The sequence below is a fragment of the Tepidamorphus gemmatus genome, from assembly GCF_004346195.1.
Taxonomy (GTDB): Bacteria; Pseudomonadota; Alphaproteobacteria; order Rhizobiales; family Tepidamorphaceae; genus Tepidamorphus; species Tepidamorphus gemmatus.
The window spans coordinates 49,979-66,566 of sequence record NZ_SMAK01000004.1; the positions used below are offsets into that span (position 1 = coordinate 49,979).

General features: G+C 65.2%; 17 protein-coding genes. 5 read left to right on the top strand and 12 right to left on the bottom strand.

What is annotated here, in order from left to right:
- Positions 1-48 precede the first annotated feature (48 nt).
- From EDC22_RS07715 to EDC22_RS07725, 3 genes are all read right to left on the bottom strand, one after another.
- Positions 49-489 (bottom strand): curlin, encoded by a 441-nt coding sequence (locus EDC22_RS07715; protein WP_245499677.1) that lies wholly within the window; start codon positions 487-489, stop codon positions 49-51.
- A 196-nt stretch (positions 490-685) separates the two neighbouring features.
- Positions 686-1,081 (bottom strand): curli-like amyloid fiber formation chaperone CsgH, encoded by a 396-nt coding sequence (gene csgH / locus EDC22_RS07720; RefSeq protein WP_132806066.1) that lies wholly within the window; start codon positions 1,079-1,081, stop codon positions 686-688.
- A gap of 101 nt (positions 1,082-1,182) precedes the next feature.
- On the bottom strand, positions 1,183-1,617 hold the full coding sequence (locus tag EDC22_RS07725; protein WP_132806067.1) for a curlin: 435 nt from the start codon (positions 1,615-1,617) through the stop codon (positions 1,183-1,185).
- 258 nt (positions 1,618-1,875) lie between these two features.
- Here EDC22_RS07725 and parE point away from each other — a divergent pair, with 258 nt between their 5' ends.
- The gene (parE, locus tag EDC22_RS07730; protein ID WP_132806068.1) at positions 1,876-3,927 is read left to right on the top strand and encodes a DNA topoisomerase IV subunit B; all 2,052 of its coding nucleotides are present in this window, start codon (positions 1,876-1,878) and stop codon (positions 3,925-3,927) included.
- Positions 3,928-3,946: 19 nt separating this feature from the next.
- On the opposite strand, the gene EDC22_RS07735 is transcribed toward parE, so the two are convergent.
- Positions 3,947-4,642, bottom strand: coding sequence for an alpha/beta fold hydrolase (locus EDC22_RS07735; RefSeq protein WP_132806069.1), 696 nt, complete (start codon positions 4,640-4,642; stop codon positions 3,947-3,949).
- Between the two features lie 114 nt (positions 4,643-4,756).
- On the opposite strand from EDC22_RS07735, the gene EDC22_RS07740 reads away from it, so the two are divergent.
- From EDC22_RS07740 to EDC22_RS07750, 3 genes are all read left to right on the top strand, one after another.
- Positions 4,757-5,209: a hypothetical protein gene (locus tag EDC22_RS07740; protein WP_132806070.1), complete on the top strand. Its 453-nt coding sequence runs from the start codon at positions 4,757-4,759 to the stop codon at positions 5,207-5,209.
- Between the two features lie 160 nt (positions 5,210-5,369).
- Positions 5,370-6,794 (top strand): DEAD/DEAH box helicase, encoded by a 1,425-nt coding sequence (locus EDC22_RS07745; RefSeq protein ID WP_132806071.1) that lies wholly within the window; start codon positions 5,370-5,372, stop codon positions 6,792-6,794.
- A gap of 145 nt (positions 6,795-6,939) precedes the next feature.
- The gene (locus EDC22_RS07750) at positions 6,940-7,998 is read left to right on the top strand and encodes a GGDEF domain-containing protein (RefSeq protein WP_132806072.1); all 1,059 of its coding nucleotides are present in this window, start codon (positions 6,940-6,942) and stop codon (positions 7,996-7,998) included.
- A 222-nt stretch (positions 7,999-8,220) separates the two neighbouring features.
- Here the strand turns inward: EDC22_RS07750 and EDC22_RS07755 are convergent, their stop codons facing one another.
- The 8 genes from EDC22_RS07755 to EDC22_RS07790 form a co-directional block, all read right to left on the bottom strand.
- On the bottom strand, positions 8,221-8,595 hold the full coding sequence (locus tag EDC22_RS07755; protein WP_132806073.1) for a HesB/IscA family protein: 375 nt from the start codon (positions 8,593-8,595) through the stop codon (positions 8,221-8,223).
- 40 nt (positions 8,596-8,635) lie between these two features.
- Positions 8,636-9,007 carry an SUF system Fe-S cluster assembly protein gene (locus EDC22_RS07760; RefSeq protein ID WP_132806074.1) on the bottom strand — a complete coding sequence of 124 codons (372 nt, stop codon included), beginning with the start codon at positions 9,005-9,007 and terminating at the stop codon, positions 8,636-8,638.
- 160 nt (positions 9,008-9,167) lie between these two features.
- The gene (locus EDC22_RS07765) at positions 9,168-10,418 is read right to left on the bottom strand and encodes a cysteine desulfurase (RefSeq protein ID WP_132806075.1); all 1,251 of its coding nucleotides are present in this window, start codon (positions 10,416-10,418) and stop codon (positions 9,168-9,170) included.
- A gap of 1 nt (position 10,419) precedes the next feature.
- Positions 10,420-11,733 carry a Fe-S cluster assembly protein SufD gene (sufD, locus tag EDC22_RS07770; protein WP_132806076.1) on the bottom strand — a complete coding sequence of 438 codons (1,314 nt, stop codon included), beginning with the start codon at positions 11,731-11,733 and terminating at the stop codon, positions 10,420-10,422.
- 22 nt (positions 11,734-11,755) lie between these two features.
- On the bottom strand, positions 11,756-12,508 hold the full coding sequence (gene sufC / locus EDC22_RS07775; protein ID WP_132806344.1) for a Fe-S cluster assembly ATPase SufC: 753 nt from the start codon (positions 12,506-12,508) through the stop codon (positions 11,756-11,758).
- A 23-nt stretch (positions 12,509-12,531) separates the two neighbouring features.
- The gene (locus EDC22_RS18075) at positions 12,532-12,849 is read right to left on the bottom strand and encodes an antibiotic biosynthesis monooxygenase family protein (RefSeq protein ID WP_132806077.1); all 318 of its coding nucleotides are present in this window, start codon (positions 12,847-12,849) and stop codon (positions 12,532-12,534) included.
- Positions 12,850-12,866: 17 nt separating this feature from the next.
- Positions 12,867-14,336 carry a Fe-S cluster assembly protein SufB gene (sufB, locus tag EDC22_RS07785; RefSeq protein WP_132806078.1) on the bottom strand — a complete coding sequence of 490 codons (1,470 nt, stop codon included), beginning with the start codon at positions 14,334-14,336 and terminating at the stop codon, positions 12,867-12,869.
- Between the two features lie 43 nt (positions 14,337-14,379).
- Positions 14,380-15,528: a cysteine desulfurase family protein gene (locus tag EDC22_RS07790; protein ID WP_132806079.1), complete on the bottom strand. Its 1,149-nt coding sequence runs from the start codon at positions 15,526-15,528 to the stop codon at positions 14,380-14,382.
- A gap of 276 nt (positions 15,529-15,804) precedes the next feature.
- Here EDC22_RS07790 and EDC22_RS07795 point away from each other — a divergent pair, with 276 nt between their 5' ends.
- Positions 15,805-16,470 (top strand): alpha/beta hydrolase, encoded by a 666-nt coding sequence (locus EDC22_RS07795; protein WP_132806080.1) that lies wholly within the window; start codon positions 15,805-15,807, stop codon positions 16,468-16,470.
- Positions 16,471-16,588 lie beyond the last annotated feature (118 nt).

The following is a 16,588-nucleotide window of genomic DNA, read 5'->3' on the forward strand; positions in this document are numbered from 1 at the left end:
GGCTGCGGTCGCCCCGGCTGTCGCGATTGCCGTCGTCCGGGAACGGAGTCACCTCCAGCCGTACTGGACGGTGACACCCGCCTGGCCAGTGCCGGCCTGACCAACATGACCGGTGGTGCCATGGCCGTATTGCAGCAGACCATAGCTGTTGCCATCGCCGTGCTGCCGAAGGGTGCCGGTGTGGCCGCTGCCCTGCTGATAGATGATGCCGTGGTTGCCCCGACCGGTCTGGACCATGCCGGCGACATTCCCGGAGCCCTTCTGGACGATGCCGGCGCCGTTGCCCAGCCCGTTGGCCTGACCGAACATCTTCAGGCCGCCGGTAAGGACGTCGCGCTGGAGCTGGTCCTCCGGGACGAAATGAATGGTCACCTGGTTGCCGCTGACGATCTTGGTCGTCTGCGCTGAGGCCAGGCCGACCGGCGAGACGGTCGCGAACCCGACTGCCAGAACGGCGGCGGTAGCCGTGGTGCGAATCATGGAAATCATCCGAGGTCTCCTGTTTCTGGTCGGCCCACCGGGGCACCGATGATGGGAGTGTGCCTTCCCTGCCCTGAACCCGAGCGGAACCCGGCGTTCAGACTGCGTTCATCCGACGAGGCGGGAGTCCGTCTCCGCTCCGAGGACGGACAGGCTCCGGTTGCCCGGAGCCCGTCCGCCGGGGGCCGAGGGGGCAGCCACCTTCCTACAGCGAGATGCGTTCGCTGCAGGAAATGCGCTTGCCGTCGGACGTCACCTCGAGCTGTGCGTTGAAAGTGACGCCACGCTGGCCGAGCGTGACAGTGCCGAGGGTGGCGGGCACGCCCGGCCCGACCTGGAATTCTCCTCCCTGGCTGATGTTCGAGCGACCGCCGCCGCCGGTGCTGACCACCTTGAAGCTGTACGAGCCGCTGACCGGGGCATCGGCGCGCACGATTGCCTCAAGCGCCACCATGCCGTTGATCGACGTCTCGCGAATCTCGCAGCTGAGCGGCTGGCTGGTCGCCGCGGCGGGGTCGGTGCCGAGGGCGGCTCCGGCCATTCCGATACCAAGTGCGGCTGGCAGCACAGCCATCAGGGTGAGGATGCGGAACGTGGACATGTCGATCTCCTTGCTCGTGCGACGAGACCGGGCTCGCCTGTGACGGGTGTTGGGGGAAGCCGTGCTCCCCCCGGTTCAACCCCTTGTCTGCCCCCGACAGATCACGGGCAGGTCTGGACGAAGGCGGCGACGTTGTCGCGACCGGCCTGAACCACGTCGGCCGAGCAGCCATTGCCGACCTGCACGCCGGCGGCGACGTTGCGGTTCCCGTCCTGGGTGATGATGGCAGTGTGATTGGCCCCGAACTGGCCGACGCCAGCCGCGTTGCCGCGACCGCGCTGCCAGGTGTCGGCGAAGTTGTTGACGCCGGTCTGGCCGATGGCGCTGACATTGTTGCGACCGCGCTGGTTGGCAACCGCCGAGTTGAACACGCCGGTCTGGTGCACGCCGATCTGGTTGTTCCAGCCGGTCTGGGCGCCCCCCGCGGCATTCCAGCCGCCGGACTGATGGATGTTGACGCTGTTGGCCATGGCGGGAACCGCGGCGAAACCAATGATCGCGGCGATGGCGCTGGTGAGGATGAACGTGCGGGTCATTTTTCCGTCTCCTGCTCTCGCGGATCGTTCCGCGCTGTTGACGGTGACGGTTCTAGCGACCCCAGATGGAACCGGGCCTGAACCCCGCATTCAGGTGGTATTCATCTTCCAGGAATGGTCTTGCGCCGTACGAGACCGTCGGCCGCCCAGTTGGCCTCGCGATAGGCCATTCGTGTCGGCGGACGCGAAGTGGCACAATCGCTCCTGATTCGTTACAGCGTCGGCCGCTGTTCCCGTATTTGCGCATCCGGAAGGCCCATGGCGAAATCGCAGGACCTGTTCACGCTGTTCGATGACGACGCTCCGAAGGTCGAGGCGGCAGCGCCGAAGCCCCGGGCCGCCGAACGCCCCGCCCCTCGGGTCGTCGCACATGGCGCGGAAGATGCCTATACGGCGGCGGACATCGAAGTGCTGGAGGGGCTCGAGCCGGTACGGCGACGCCCCGGCATGTATATCGGCGGCACCGACGAGAAGGCCCTGCACCATCTGTTCGCCGAGGTGATCGACAATTCCATGGACGAAGCGGTGGCCGGCCATGCCACATGGATCGACGTGACCCTGGAGCGCGACGGCTTCCTCACTGTCACCGATAACGGCCGCGGCATTCCTGTCGATCCGCACCCAAAGTTCAGGGACAAGTCAGCACTGGAGGTCATCCTCACCACCCTGCACGCCGGCGGAAAGTTCGACTCCAAGGTCTACGACACGTCTGGCGGCCTGCACGGCGTGGGTGTATCGGTCGTCAACGCGCTGTCGGAGCGCCTCGAGGTGGAGGTCGCGCGCGGACGCCAGCTCTACCGGCAGGTCTACGAGCGGGGCATACCGCTCGGGCCGGTCGAATCGCTCGGCGAGACGATGAACCGGCGCGGCACCAAGGTGCGCTTCCGGCCGGATCCGCAGATCTTCGGCAAGGCAGCGCAGTTCCGTCCTGCCCGGCTGTTCCGGATGACGCGCTCCAAGGCGTATCTGTTCCGCGGCGTCGAGATCCGCTGGAGTTGCGCGCCCGAACTGCTGCCCGAGGACGGGTCCGTCCCGGCGCGGGAAACCTTCCACTTCCCCGGCGGTCTCAAGGATTTCCTGGCCGCCGAGATCGCGGGCGAGACACTGGTCGCGGGCGACATCTTTGCGGGCCGGGTGCAGAAGGAGGGCGGCCATGGCGGCGTCGAATGGGCCGTCGCCTGGTGTGCGGGGCGCGACGGATTCGTCTCGTCCTACTGCAACACCATCCCGACGCCCGAGGGCGGCACGCATGAGGCCGGACTGCGCTCCGCCTTGCTGAGGGGTCTCCGATCCCATGCGGAACTGACGGGTCGCAAGCGGGCGCAGATCTTCACCGCCGAAGACGTGATGACGTCGTGCGCGGCAATGCTGTCGGTGTTCATCCGTGAACCGGAGTTCCAGGGCCAGACCAAGGACAAGCTGGCCACCGCAGAGGCGACGCGGATCGTCGAGCAGGCGCTGCGCGACGAGTTCGACCACTGGCTGGCGGCGAGCCCGCAACAGGCGACGAGGCTGCTCGACTGGGTGATCGAGCGCGCCGAGGAGCGCATGCGGCGGCGCCAGGAGAAGGAGGTCGGACGCAAGACCGCCGTCCGCAAGCTGCGCCTGCCCGGAAAGCTCGCCGATTGCGCGGCGACGGCGGCGGCAGGGTCCGAGATCTTCATCGTCGAGGGCGACTCGGCCGGCGGATCGGCGAAGCAGGCGCGCGACCGGCAGACACAGGCGGTGCTGCCGCTGCGCGGCAAGATCCTCAATGTCGAGAGCGCCGCCTCCGGGAAGCTTGCCCAGAACCAGCAACTTGCCGATCTCGTCCAGGCGCTCGGCTGCGGGACGGGCAAGCAGTACAACAGCGAGGATCTGCGCTACGACAAGGTCATCATCATGACCGACGCCGACGTCGACGGCGCGCACATCGCCTCGCTGCTGATGACCTTCTTCTATCGGCAGATGCCGCAGCTGATCGATGACGGCCACCTGTATCTGGCGGTTCCCCCGCTTTATCGGCTGAGCCAGGGCGGCAAGACTCGCTATGCCCGGGACGACGCGCACAAGGACGAATTGCTGCGCACCGTCTTCAACGGGCGTGGCAAGGTGGAGATCAGCCGGTTCAAGGGTCTGGGGGAGATGCTGCCGGGCCAGCTGCGCGAGACCACGATGGATCCGAAACGGCGCACCCTGCTGCGCGTCGAGATCGCGCAGGATCGGGACGGCACGGCGGACGCGGTGTCGCGCCTGATGGGGAACAACCCCGACGCCCGTTTCCGCTTCATCCAGGAGAACGCCGCGTTCGCCGAGGATCTCGACATCTGACCTGACCGCGCGGCTGTCGCTAGTCGATCAGGAAATCTGCCAAGAGCGCGTTGACGACCTCCGGTTCTTCCAGCGTCGCCAAATGGCCCGCGCGGGGAATCGTGCGCAACACTGCCGAGCCGATGCCCTCGGCAATCTCCCGCGCAATTTCGGGAGGCGTCAATCGGTCGTGCTCGCCGACCATCACGAGCGTCGGGCAGGTGATCGCAGCCAGTTCGGGCCGCGCGTCCTTGCGATTCATGATCGCCGTTTGCTGCCGTCGGAAGGCCTCGACGCCGGTGTCGGCGGCCATCCGTCGGATGATTCCGACGAGTTCGCGATCGCCGAGGCGGCGTTCGGCCAGGAAAGCCGGCAGCAACCGATCGACGACGGGTCCGAGGCCCTCGACCTCGGCCAGCGCGATCAGCTCGGGACGCAAGGCCGTCTGGTCGGGACGGTCGGGGCGCGCCGAGGTATCCATCAGCACCAGCCGACGGATGCGTTCCGGCGCACGCGCCGCCATTTCGAACGCGATGTAACCACCCATCGACAGGCCAACGAGATCGAAACGGCCCGGAACGGACGCCAGTATGTCGTCAGCGATCGCACCGATCGACAGCTGCTGGCGATGATCTGCAACCAGGCATCTCCTCGAAGCCTCAAGTGCCGCGATCTGCGGCGCATACAGCTCGCCCGTGCACAGCAGGCCCGGCACGAAGACGATCGTCCGCTCCATTCTCCATCTCCCGCGAAACCAGCGACAATTGACGCACGGGCCCGCATGATCGACTGTGGCACAAGGTTGCCGGCGGCGCGAGCCGCCGGATGCCGACGGACGAGATCAAGGCCCATGCGCTCCGGACGTCTCGCGGTTTTCGCGTTCCTTGCCGCAGTGACGGCACCCGTCTCCCTTCAGGCCGATCCCGTCGTCGCGGCAGCGCAGGCCCTGCCCGTCGAGATCGTGCATCTGCGGATCGGCGGACGCTGGGACGGCGAGGACGGTACTTCCGGATATCATCGGTTCATCGTGGCACGGGCCGCGCCGGGGTCGCGCGCCGCCCGACTGATCGTGCAGTGGATAGACTCCGCCGGAGAATCGTCCGGCGAAACCATCGTTGCGACGACCGAGATCACCGAACTGACAGAGACCGAGCACGAACTGACCGGATTCCAGGCAGAGACCGAGTCCGAGGGCACGACACTGCATCTGGACACCGTGGATCTCGCCACCGCAACGATCGGCGGCATCACCGTGTTCCTCGAGGGACCCGGGAGTTACGTCGCGACCCCGGCCTCGAACTGACCTGCCACGTGAAATTCGTCCGATGCGGCTCCTGCGCCGATTCGCGGCGTTGACAAGTGACGGGTACCCGTTATGTTCCGCGCAAACTCAGAACGGATCGAGACTCCTTGACATCCCCGTACGTTTGGCGGACTGCCACGCGCGCAATGGTGGCTGATAGATGACGTTCGCGGAGCTTGGGCTCAGCGCGAAGGTGCTCGCGGCCGTCGAAGCCGCCGGCTACAAGTCGCCGACGCCAATCCAGGCGCAGGCGATTCCCCATGTGCTTGCCCGCAAGGATATCGTCGGGATTGCACAGACCGGAACGGGCAAGACGGCCAGCTTCGTCCTGCCGATGCTGTCCCTGCTCGAGAAGGGCCGCGCCCGCGCACGGATGCCGCGCACGCTCATCCTCGAGCCGACTCGCGAGCTTGCCGCCCAGGTCGAGCAGAACTTCGCGATCTACGGCCAGAACCACAAGCTGACCGTCGCGCTGCTGATCGGCGGTGTATCCTTCGCCGAACAGGACAAGAAGCTCGATCGTGGCGCGGATGTTCTGATCGCCACCCCGGGACGTCTGCTGGATCATGTCGAGCGGGGCAAGCTGCTTCTCACCGGTGTCGAGATCCTGGTCATCGACGAAGCCGACCGGATGCTCGACATGGGGTTCATTCCCGATATCGAGCGCATCTGCAAGCTGGTGCCCTTCACCCGGCAGACACTGTTCTTCTCGGCGACGATGCCGCCGGAGATCGAGAAGCTGACGGGGCAGTTCCTGCACAACCCTGTGCACGTTCAGGTTGCACGCCAGGCTACGGCCGCGGAGACGGTGCGACAGGTGCTGGTCAGCGCTCCGTCCTTTCCCAAGGACAAGCGGGCAGTGTTGCGAGGCGAGATCCGCCGTGCCCGGAACCTGACGACGGCGATTATCTTCTGCAATCGCAAGCGCGACGTCTCCGTCGTTTACAACTCTCTGAAACGGCACGGTTTCAATGCCGGCGCGCTGCATGGCGACCTGGACCAGCGCGAGCGAATGGCGACGCTGGCGAAGTTCCGCGCCGGCGAGATCAATCTGCTGGTAGCAAGCGACGTTGCGGCGCGCGGCCTGGACATCCCCGCCGTCAGCCACGTCTTCAATTATGACGTGCCGACGCATGCGGAGGACTATGTCCATCGAATCGGCCGTACCGGACGGGCCGGTCGCGAGGGCGACGCGGTGACGATCGTGACGCCCGAGGACAAACGCCATCTGGCCGCCATCGAGGCGATGCTGGGACGGCCGATACCGAGACGGGACACCGAACCGGACGATACGGCCCTCGGCGCAGAGGACGTAGCCGAAGACGGCGACAGTCGCGGGCGCCGCGCGTCTCGTAACCGAAAGGGTGCCGGACGCGGTCGCGGCGCGCAGCACGAAGGCCGCTCCGATCGCCGTGGCCAGGAGGCGTCAACTGGTGCAGTGGAGTCGCGGAAGGCTCCGTCGCAGCGATCAGCCGCACGCCGACCGCGAGCCGATGAGGAGCCGGATGAACCGGTCGTCGGACTCGGCGGTCACGTCCCCGACTTCCTCCTGCGGCCGGTCCGCAAGCTCAATAGAGAAGATTAGCTAAACATTTTCAGATACTTACAGACTCGTTCCGCTCGGGAAGTTTGCCGGCACGACTTAACCGGAATTTAAGGGTAGCGGGCTTATTGCTGACTGGTGGATCAATTGGTCGATGCCTGAGTTGGTCGCAGGGGGGAATTGACAGGTGACCCGAACGGACGAGTTCGAGCGATCGATCGCCTACGGTGAGGCAGCACTCACCTACCTGAAAGGCAATCGCACGCCTGCCTACCCCCGGAACTACGAGCTCTGGTACGTTTATGCGGCGGGCTTCAACCGGGAACTCAACAAGGCGGTCAACGAGGCGTTGAAGCGCCTCGGTCACCTTCCCGAGGAACTCACGCAACGGTTCTACGACGAGTTTCTTTCCCCGGTACGGTTGAGTGACCGGGTCGGCGAAGTCAGCACCCGCGTCTCGCGCGAACTCGACCAGATCATCAATCTGCTCGAGGAATCGGGTGGGAACGCCGAGAGTTACGGGGCATCGCTGCGGAGCGCCGCCGATATCCTTGGCTCTGCGGGCACGAAACAGCAGATCCGCACCGCGCTGGAAAAGGTCATTGCCGCCACGGTGTCGATGGAGCGGTACAATTCCGCGCTGGAGAAACAGCTTAAGGAGTCCCGCGTCCAGATCACGGAACTGCAGGAAAGCCTCGAGGCGATCCGCTACGAATCCCTCACCGATCAGCTGACCGGGCTTGCCAACCGCAAGCATTTCGACCAGAGCCTGGAGCGCGCGATCGACGTTGCCGCACGCCGCGGCGAGCCACTGTCGCTCGTTCTGTGCGACATAGATCATTTCAAGAAGTTCAATGATACCTATGGCCATCAGACCGGCGACCAGGTGTTGCGGCTGGTCGGAGCCGCAATCAAGAGCACGGTGAAGGGCCGCGATCTTGCCGCGCGTTACGGCGGCGAGGAATTCGGCATCATCCTGCCCAACACCTCACTCGAGGCCGGCGTCACGGTCGCAAACCAGATCCGTTCTGCCGTCATGGCCAAGGAACTGATCAAACGCTCGACTGGAGAGAGCCTCGGACGCATCACTATGTCGGCCGGCGTTGCGACCCTGAGGCCGCTCGAATCGCGCGACTCCTTGATCGAGAGGGCCGACGCCTGCCTCTATGCTTCGAAGCATAACGGTCGCAACCGCGTCACCAGTGAAGCCGAACTCGATCCCTCGACAAGTTCGGCGGTTGCCTGACGATCCGGGCTACGCCTCAGAGTCTCTTTTCGCCGGTCATCGTCGTTCCATCAGGTCCGGGCATGGACGGCGATCAGTGAACCGACGGCAAGCGCGGGCAAGATGCGATCAATCCTGACGTCGGCGCCGCCGAACATCTGCCGGATCTGGAGGTCCTCCACGCCGGCGAACGGGTCTTCGACATGAACCAGACACGTACGGCAGGGTGTCGTCGCGGCGGACTCAGCTGCCCTGCACCGCTGGCGTCAGCAGCACCGATTCGCCGCAGCCGCAGGCTGACGTCTGGTTCGGATTGTTGAAGACGAATCGGGCCGACAGCTTGTCGACCTGATAGTCCATCTCCGTACCAAGCAGGAACAGGACCGCCTTGGGGTCGACCAGCACGGTAACGCCCTTGTCCTCGACGACCTCGTCGTTCGGAGCGACCGTTTCGGCATATTCCATCGTATAGGTCATGCCGGCACAGCCACCGTTGCGCACGCCGATGCGCAGGCCGGCCAACGGCCGGTCGGAACTGGCCATGATCTCGCGGACGCGCTCCGCCGCCCGTTCGGTCAGCGTGATCACCTTGGGTCGCGGTCGCACAGCAACGTTCATCCGTATCGCCCCTGATCGCTCGTCCAGCCGCTATATAGGGTCAGAAGAAGTCGAGGGCGACCCGTGCCTCCTCCGACATTCGGCTCGGATCCCAGGGCGGGTCGAACACCATCCGCACCTTGACGTCGCCGACGCCGTCAACGGCGCTCACGGCGTTCTCCACCCAGCCCGGCATCTCGCCGGCGACCGGACAACCCGGCGCGGTCAATGTCATGTCGATCGACACGTTGCGGTCATCATCCACATCAATTCGGTAGATCAGCCCTAGCTCGTAGATGTCGGCAGGAATCTCCGGATCGTACACCGTCTTCAATGCGCCGATGATGCCGTCGGTCAGCCGCTCGAGTTCGGCGGGCGGAATGGTGGAGCCGGGTTCTGCCGGAATCGCGGTCGTTTCGGTGATGTCGCTCATTGCGAACCTTTCTCGCCACAAGTCGCAGCCGCCATCCCGTCTGCAGGCAAGGCCGCAAGGTCGGGATCGGGGCGCATCGGATGTGTCGTCCTGCCCTTCCGGACCCGGATCGGCCTGTCGCCCCTCCGGGATGACCGTCCGAGACCGGCAGGCAGAAGCGTCATGCGAACATCTGCTGCGCCTTGCCGAGCGCCTCGGCCAACCGGTCGATCTCCTCGAATGTATTATACATGGCGAACGAAGCGCGACAGGTCGAGGTCACGCCGAATCGGGCAAGCAGCGGCTGGACGCAATGCGTGCCCGCACGCACCGCAACCCCGTAGCGGTCGATGACGGTCGACACGTCGTGGGCGTGGGCTCCCGCCAATTCGAATGAGACGATCGCGCCCTTTCCCGGTGCAGTACCGAAGATCCGCAGCGAATTCATTTCCCCCAACCGCTGGTGGGCGTAATCCCTGAGGCGCGCCTCATGCGCTGCGATCGCGTCGCGGCCGATCGTCTCCATGTAGTCCAAGGCGGCGCCAAGGCCGATCGCCTGAACGATCGGTGGCGTCCCCGCCTCGAACCGATGTGGCGGCTCGCCATAGGTCACCCAGTCGGTCGTGACGTCGCGGATCATCTCGCCGCCGCCATTGAAGGGCGGCAACGTCTCCAGCGCCGCGCGCTTGCCGTACAGGACGCCAACACCGGTCGGGCCATACACCTTGTGGCCGGTAAAGGCGTAGAAGTCGCAATCGAGATCGCGCACATCGACCGGCAGATGCACCGCCGCCTGGCTGCCATCGACCAGCACCGGAATGCCGCGCTCATGCGCGATCCGCACGACCTCCTTTACCGGCACGACGGTGCCGAGCATGTTCGACATGTGGGTGATGGCGACGATCCTGGTGCGTTCGGTGAGAAGCTTCTCGAACTCTTCGAGCAGGAATGACCCGTCATCCGCGACCGGTGCCCATTTGAGCACGGCGCCCCTGCGCTCGCGCAGGAAATGCCAGGGCACGATATTGGAGTGATGCTCCATGATCGACAGGACGATCTCGTCACCTGCACCGATCCCCTGCCCGACGGACGAGGCAACAAGGTTGATCGCCTCGGTGGCATTGCGGGTGAACACGATCTCGTCCGCGGCTTCGCCATTCAGGAAGCGTCGCACCTTCTCGCGGGCCAGCTCGAAGTTTTCGGTCGCAACATTCGAAAGGTAATGCAATCCCCTGTGTACGTTCGCATATTCCGATTCATAGGCGCGGGTGATCGCCTCGATCACCTGTCGCGGCTTCTGTGCCGACGCGGCATTGTCGAGATAGACGAGCGGCTTGCCGTAGACCTGGCGGGCGAGGATCGGAAAGTCCCGGCGGATGCGATCGACATCGTAGTGGGTTCGCCCTGGCGCGACATCTGCGGCGACGGTCATCTCAGCTCTCTCCGGCTGGCGTGCGATCGGCGACCCATGCATGAGCCATCTCCGACAGGGCCGCGCAGATCGCGTCATCACCGATGACGTCGATCGCCTCGGATACGAACGCCTCGATCAGGAGTGCCTTCGCCTGCACCTCGGGAATGCCACGGGCGCGCAGATAGAACAGCAGATCCTCGTCGATCCGGCCTGCCGTAGCGCCATGGCCGCACTGGACATCATCGGCATAGATCTCGAGCTCCGGCTTGTTGTCCATCTCGGCGTCGTCGGACAGCATCAGCGCCTGGCTCATCATGCGGCCATCCGTCTTCTGGGCGACCGGCCGGACCAGGATCATGCCCTGGAAGACGCCGCGCGCGCGTCCGTCCAGTACCGTCTTGAACAGCTCACGGCTCGCCGATCCCGGCAGTGCGTGATCGACGAAGAGAGTCGTGTCGCCATGCTGACGCCCGCCGAGCAGCTGAACGCCGGCAATGTCGGCCGATGCCTGGGCGCCGACGAAGGTTACCGCAATCTGGTTGCGCGACACGGCGGCGCCAACCGTGAACGGCGCGCAAACCAGTCGCGCGCCGGCCCCGACATCGGCCGCCGCAGTCGCCAGATGGACGGCAGCATCACCGTCGGCCTGGACCTTGCCCCACACCAGCCTGCCCTCATCGGCGACACTGAGGCGGCTTGCGGTGTTGACCAGATAGGCGATTGCGTCCGGTCCTTCGTAGGTCTCCACAACGATTGCCGAGGCGGCCTTGCCGACCCTGATGCGGTTGCGCAGGTAGATCGCGGCCGGCGCCGGCACAGTGGCAACGCAGGCCAGGTGAACCGGCCTGTCGAGGATCACCCCGTCCGGAATATCGAGCACGAGACCGGAGCGGACGAAGGCGGTATTGAGATCGAGGATCGGCGTCTGCGAATGGGCGGGCCATGCGGAGACCAGCTCGGGCTGCGACTCGAGCGATTCCGACAGCGCCCGAACCGTCACGCCGGCCGCCGCCAGCTCCTGCGGCAGCACGGGCGCCCCGCCATCCACGATCACGATGCGCCAAGCGTCGATCGCCCCGAGTACCTCCGGTTCGACCTGCGCGGGTGACGGCGTCGCCGGCTCCGGCAGCTCGCGCAGCAGTGTCCTGAGATCGGTGTACTTCCAGTCCTCCAGACGGCGGTGGGGCAGGCCCGAGGCGGCGAAGCGGGCGATTGCTTCGCTCCGCGCGGCACTGGCCGCCGCTCCGCCTGGCAGGCTGGCGCACAGCCGTTCGAACTGTTCGGCCGCCGCCAGCTCCGCCGGGGTCTGGACGTTACGAACTCCGATGTTCATTTTCGCCACCTGTCTGCCCGTCTCAGGCTGCCGTCGTGTAGGCGGCGTAGCCGGACTTCTCGAGCTCGAGCGCAAGCTCCTTGCCCCCCGTCCTGACGATCCGACCGTCGGACATGACGTGCACGATGTCCGGCACGATGTGATCGAGCAGCCGTTGGTAATGGGTGATGACGATCATCGCCCTCTCCGGCGAGCGCAGCGCGTTGACGCCCTCGGAGACCACCCGCAGCGCATCGATGTCGAGCCCCGAATCGGTCTCGTCGAGCACGCACAGCCGCGGCTGCAGCAGCGCCATCTGCAGGATCTCGCTGCGCTTCTTCTCGCCGCCCGAGAAGCCGACATTGACGGGGCGCTTCAGCATGTCCTGGGAGATGTTCAGCGCAGCCGATTTCTCGCGAACCAGCCGCATGAACTCCGGGGTCGACAGTTCGCCCTCGCCGCGCGCCTTGCGCTGGGCGTTGAGCGCCGTCTTGAGGAAGGTCATGAAGGCGACGCCGGGAATTTCGACCGGATACTGAAAGGCGAGAAACACGCCCTCCGCTGCCCGCTCGTCGGGCTCCATGTCGAGAAGGTCCTCGCCACGGTAGAGGATCTCGCCGTCCGTGACCTCGTAGTCCTCCTTGCCGGCCAGCACATAGGACAGCGTCGACTTCCCGGAGCCATTCGGCCCCATGATCGCGTGCACCTCGCCGGCGTTCACCGTCAGGTCGAGCCCCTTGAGGATCTCGGTCCCGTCCTCTGCGATCCTGACGTGAAGGTTCCTGATTTCGAGCAGAGCGGTCATGTCTTGATCTTTCTTCAATAGCTGCGGCTCTCGCGCATCTCGTAGTGCTGAGAGCGTGCGTCGAAACGCTTCAGGAGCTTGCGCGCTGCATCGGGGACATACGCCAATTCATAGTCCTCGCCGACGAAAGCCTTGACGTCGTCGCGCGTCTCGAAGCGCATGATGGTGATGAACTCCTCCTCACCGTCGAGCGAACGGCGCAGCAGGTCGATCCCCCTGAAGCCGGGGATGTGCATCTGCTCGATGCCATGGAAGATCTCCCGCTTCAGCAGGGTCTCGTAGGCATCGCCATTCTCCGGTGCGGTGTAGCCGTGCCAGATGCGAAGGATCATCGTTGCATCGCCTCCGGTCAGCCCACCGATCCCTCTAGGCTGATGCCGATCAGCTTCTGGGTCTCGACCATGAACTCCATCGGCAGCTGTTGCAGGACGTCGCGGACGAATCCGTTGACGATCAACGCCACCGCCTCCTCTTCCGACAGACCGCGCTGCATGCAGTAGAACATCTGGTCGTCGGAGATCTTCGAGGTGGTCGCCTCGTGCTCGAACACCGCCGTGGCGTTCTTCGATTCGATATAGGGCACGGTGTGGGCGCCGCAGCGGTTGCCGATCAGCAGCGAGTCGCACTGGGTAAAGTTGCGCGCCCCGGTCGCCCTGGCGTGCGCCGAGACCAGGCCGCGATAGGTGTTGTTGGACTGCCCTGCAGCGATGCCCTTCGAGATGATCCGGCTCGAGGTATTGCGGCCGAGATGGATCATCTTGGTGCCGGAATCGACCTGCTGGTGACCGTTGGAAATGGCGATCGAATAGAATTCCCCACGCGAATTGTCGCCCCTCAGGATGCAGCTCGGGTACTTCCAGGTGATCGCCGACCCGGTCTCGACCTGCGTCCAGGAGATCTTCGAGTTGCGGCCGCGGCAATCGCCACGCTTGGTGACGAAGTTGTAGATTCCGCCCTTCCCGTCCTTGTCGCCCGGATACCAGTTTTGCACGGTCGAATACTTTATCTCGGCGTCATCCAGCGCGACCAGTTCGACGACAGCAGCATGCAGCTGATTCTCGTCGCGCATCGGCGCCGTGCAGCCTTCGAGATAGCTCACATAGGCGCCCTTGTCGGCGATGATCAGCGTACGCTCGAACTGGCCGGTCTGCCTCTCGTTGATGCGGAAATAGGTGGACAGTTCCATCGGGCAGCGCACGCCCGGCGGCACGTAGACGAACGATCCGTCGGAGAACACCGCGGAATTGAGCGTGGCATAGAAGTTGTCGCTCGTCGGCACAACCGATCCAAGATATTTGCGCACCAGATCCGGATGCTCGCGCAGCGCTTCGGAGATCGAGCAGAATATGACGCCGTGCCGGGCGAGTTCCTCGCGGAAGGTCGTCACCACCGAGACGGAGTCGAACACTGCGTCGACGGCGACCCGCGCGCCCTCGACGCCGGCCAGCACCGCCTGTTCCTTGAGCGGAATGCCGAGCTTGGCGTAGGTCTCGAGAAGCTGCGGATCGACCTCGTCGAGGCTCTTCGGCGCCTTAGCGGTCTTCGGCGCGGCGTAATAGTAGAGGTCATCGAAGTCGATCTTAGGATAGCTGACCCGCGCCCAGGTCGGCTCGGTCATCGTGCGCCAGCGCCGATAGGCATCGAGGCGCCAGTCGAGCATCCAGTCGGGCTCGCCCTTCTTGGCGGAGATGAACCGGACGATGTCCTCGTTCAGTCCCTTCGGCGCCTTCTCCGACTCGATCTCGGTAAAGAAGCCGTACTTGTACCTATCGACGTCGATCTCGCGAACCTGCTCGATCGTCTCGCGAACTGCTGGCATTCATTGCTCCTTCGCTCACGGCTTCAAGGGCCGTGGGTTTCGCTCATGCCGCGACGACACTGGCCTGCCGGCGTCCGGCAAATCTCTCCTCGAGTCTCCGCCACGCCTTCAGGAGGCGTTCGACGTCCTCGCGCGTGCTGGACCAGCCGAGGCTCATGCGGATCGCGCCGGAGGCAAGGTCCGGCGACACCCCCATGGCGGCAAGCACGTGCGAGCGCCCGACCTTCCCGGACGAGCAGGCCGATCCAGAACTGACGCACACACCGTCCAGATCTAGCGCGATCATCGCACTCTCGGCGGCAATACCGGGAACCGCAAAGCAACTGGTATTCGCCAGTCTCGCCCGCCCGGAAGCGAAGATGACCGCAGAGGGCGAGATAGTGCGCAACGACCGCTCGAACCAGTCCCTCAGCTCGCAGATCTTGTCCTCACCAGACACGTCTGCGGCCGCAAGTCGGGCCGCCGCGCCGAAACCCGCAATCGCCGGAACCGGCTCGGTGCCCGTTCTGAGCGAGCGCTCCTGCCCGCCGCCACCCCAGAGCGGCACGACCGGAACCGACCGCGTGCGACGCACGAGCGCGCCGACACCCTGCGGCCCGCCCAGCTTGTGGGCCGACAGGCTGAGGAGGTCGACCCCGAGCGACTCGAGGTCCGTTCCTGTCCGACCGGCCGCCTGCACGGCATCGCAATGTACCAAGGCGCCGGCGGCATGGGCGAGTCGCGCTGCCTCGGCGACCGGCTGAAGAACGCCCGTCTCGTTGTTGGCGGCCATGACCGACACCATCGCCGGCACCGGCGTCGTCGCGAGGCGCCGCTCGAGCCACTCCAGATCGATGACGCCATCGCCATCTACCGGGATCGTCTCGACATGGTCCGGGGCGAAGCGGCCACCGGCCAGGACGCAGGGATGCTCGACGGCGGAGACGAGCAGCCGGTCGCCCGGAGCACGTGGCGCAAGCGCCAGGGCCGCGGCCTCGGTACCGCCGCTGGTGAAGACGACATTGGCCGGGTCGGCGCCGACCAACCCGGCCACGGCCGCACGCGCCTCCTCGATCAGCCGACGCGCCTCGCGCCCGGCGGCATGCACCGAGGACGCATTACCCGAAATGCGCATCGCTGCGGCCATGGCCTCGGCCACCGCGGGCCGGACCGGCGCAGTCGCGTTGAAATCCAGGTAGGCCGTCGTCCCCACCTGTCGCTGGCTCCTCTTGCCGACAGGAACCTCGTGTCTTGAACTCTTGCGTCCGACACAAGATATGTGATGTCTGTCCGGGAAACGCGCAGTGTTTGCGCCGCTGCGGCGAAAGCCCGGGCCGCGTCACCCACTTTCGAAGTGTTCTAAACTGTTGTAGGAGGGCGTCGCGCGGGTGTCAAGAATGCGTCCGCGCGCTCAGGTCCGCGGCGGCGCAGAGTCTTCGTCCTCGGCGATGGCCTTCCTGCGCAACGACAACAGAGGACGGTCCGTCTCATGCCGGAAGTAATCTTCACGGGACCAGCCGGTCGCATCGAAGGCAGATATCAGCCGCCGAAGACCCGGCACTCGCGGATTGCGCTCATCCTGCATCCGCACCCGCAGTTCGGCGGGACGATGAATAATCAGATCGCCTACCAGCTCTATTACATGTTCGCCGAACGCGGCTTTGCCGTGCTGCGCTTCAACTTCCGCGGGGTTGGGCGCAGCCAGGGAACCTTCGACCACGGCCAGGGTGAGCTATCGGACGCCGCCGCCGCGCTGGACTGGGTTCAGGGCCTCAATCCCGACGCGCGGGCCTGCTGGATCGCCGGCTTCTCGTTCGGTTCCTGGATCGGCATGCAGCTGCTGATGCGACGTCCCGAGGTCGAAGGCTTCATCTCGATCGCACCGCAACCCAATCTCTACGACTTCTCGTTCCTCGCGCCCTGCCCCTCATCGGGGCTGATCGTTCACGGCTCCGCCGATCGCGTCGTGCCGCCGTCCGACATCCAGACGCTGGTGGAGAAGCTCAAGACGCAAAAGGGAATCGTCATCGACCAGCAGATCGTCGAGGGCGCCAACCACTTCTTCGAGAACAAGGTCGACGAACTGATGGCGATCTGCGGCAGTTACCTCGACAGGCGGCTGGCCGCTGCCGCGAAGGAAGACGACGCCGCCTGAGCGGCGGGCCGCACCCGCTGTCGCAGCCCCCCAAACCCAGCGAGATGCCCGGGTCAAGCCCGGGCATGTGTGGGATCGGCGTCGAGAGGGCGGAATCAGACGGGCTGCGGGCTCGGAC

What these genes read in the sequence shown, in the direction of transcription:
- EDC22_RS07715 (WP_245499677.1), bottom strand. Translation starts at nt 489, where the DNA reads ATGATTTCCATGATTCGCACCACGGCTACCGCCGCCGTTCTGGCAGTC.
- csgH (WP_132806066.1), bottom strand. Translation starts at nt 1,081, where the DNA reads ATGTCCACGTTCCGCATCCTCACCCTGATGGCTGTGCTGCCAGCCGCA.
- EDC22_RS07725 (WP_132806067.1), bottom strand. Translation starts at nt 1,617, where the DNA reads ATGACCCGCACGTTCATCCTCACCAGCGCCATCGCCGCGATCATTGGT.
- parE (WP_132806068.1), top strand. Translation starts at nt 1,876, where the DNA reads ATGGCGAAATCGCAGGACCTGTTCACGCTGTTCGATGACGACGCTCCG.
- EDC22_RS07735 (WP_132806069.1), bottom strand. Translation starts at nt 4,642, where the DNA reads ATGGAGCGGACGATCGTCTTCGTGCCGGGCCTGCTGTGCACGGGCGAG.
- EDC22_RS07740 (WP_132806070.1), top strand. Translation starts at nt 4,757, where the DNA reads ATGCGCTCCGGACGTCTCGCGGTTTTCGCGTTCCTTGCCGCAGTGACG.
- EDC22_RS07745 (WP_132806071.1), top strand. Translation starts at nt 5,370, where the DNA reads ATGACGTTCGCGGAGCTTGGGCTCAGCGCGAAGGTGCTCGCGGCCGTC.
- EDC22_RS07755 (WP_132806073.1), bottom strand. Translation starts at nt 8,595, where the DNA reads ATGAACGTTGCTGTGCGACCGCGACCCAAGGTGATCACGCTGACCGAA.
- EDC22_RS07760 (WP_132806074.1), bottom strand. Translation starts at nt 9,007, where the DNA reads ATGAGCGACATCACCGAAACGACCGCGATTCCGGCAGAACCCGGCTCC.
- EDC22_RS07765 (WP_132806075.1), bottom strand. Translation starts at nt 10,418, where the DNA reads ATGACCGTCGCCGCAGATGTCGCGCCAGGGCGAACCCACTACGATGTC.
- sufD (WP_132806076.1), bottom strand. Translation starts at nt 11,733, where the DNA reads ATGAACATCGGAGTTCGTAACGTCCAGACCCCGGCGGAGCTGGCGGCG.
- EDC22_RS18075 (WP_132806077.1), bottom strand. Translation starts at nt 12,849, where the DNA reads ATGATCCTTCGCATCTGGCACGGCTACACCGCACCGGAGAATGGCGAT.
- sufB (WP_132806078.1), bottom strand. Translation starts at nt 14,336, where the DNA reads ATGCCAGCAGTTCGCGAGACGATCGAGCAGGTTCGCGAGATCGACGTC.
- EDC22_RS07795 (WP_132806080.1), top strand. Translation starts at nt 15,805, where the DNA reads ATGCCGGAAGTAATCTTCACGGGACCAGCCGGTCGCATCGAAGGCAGA.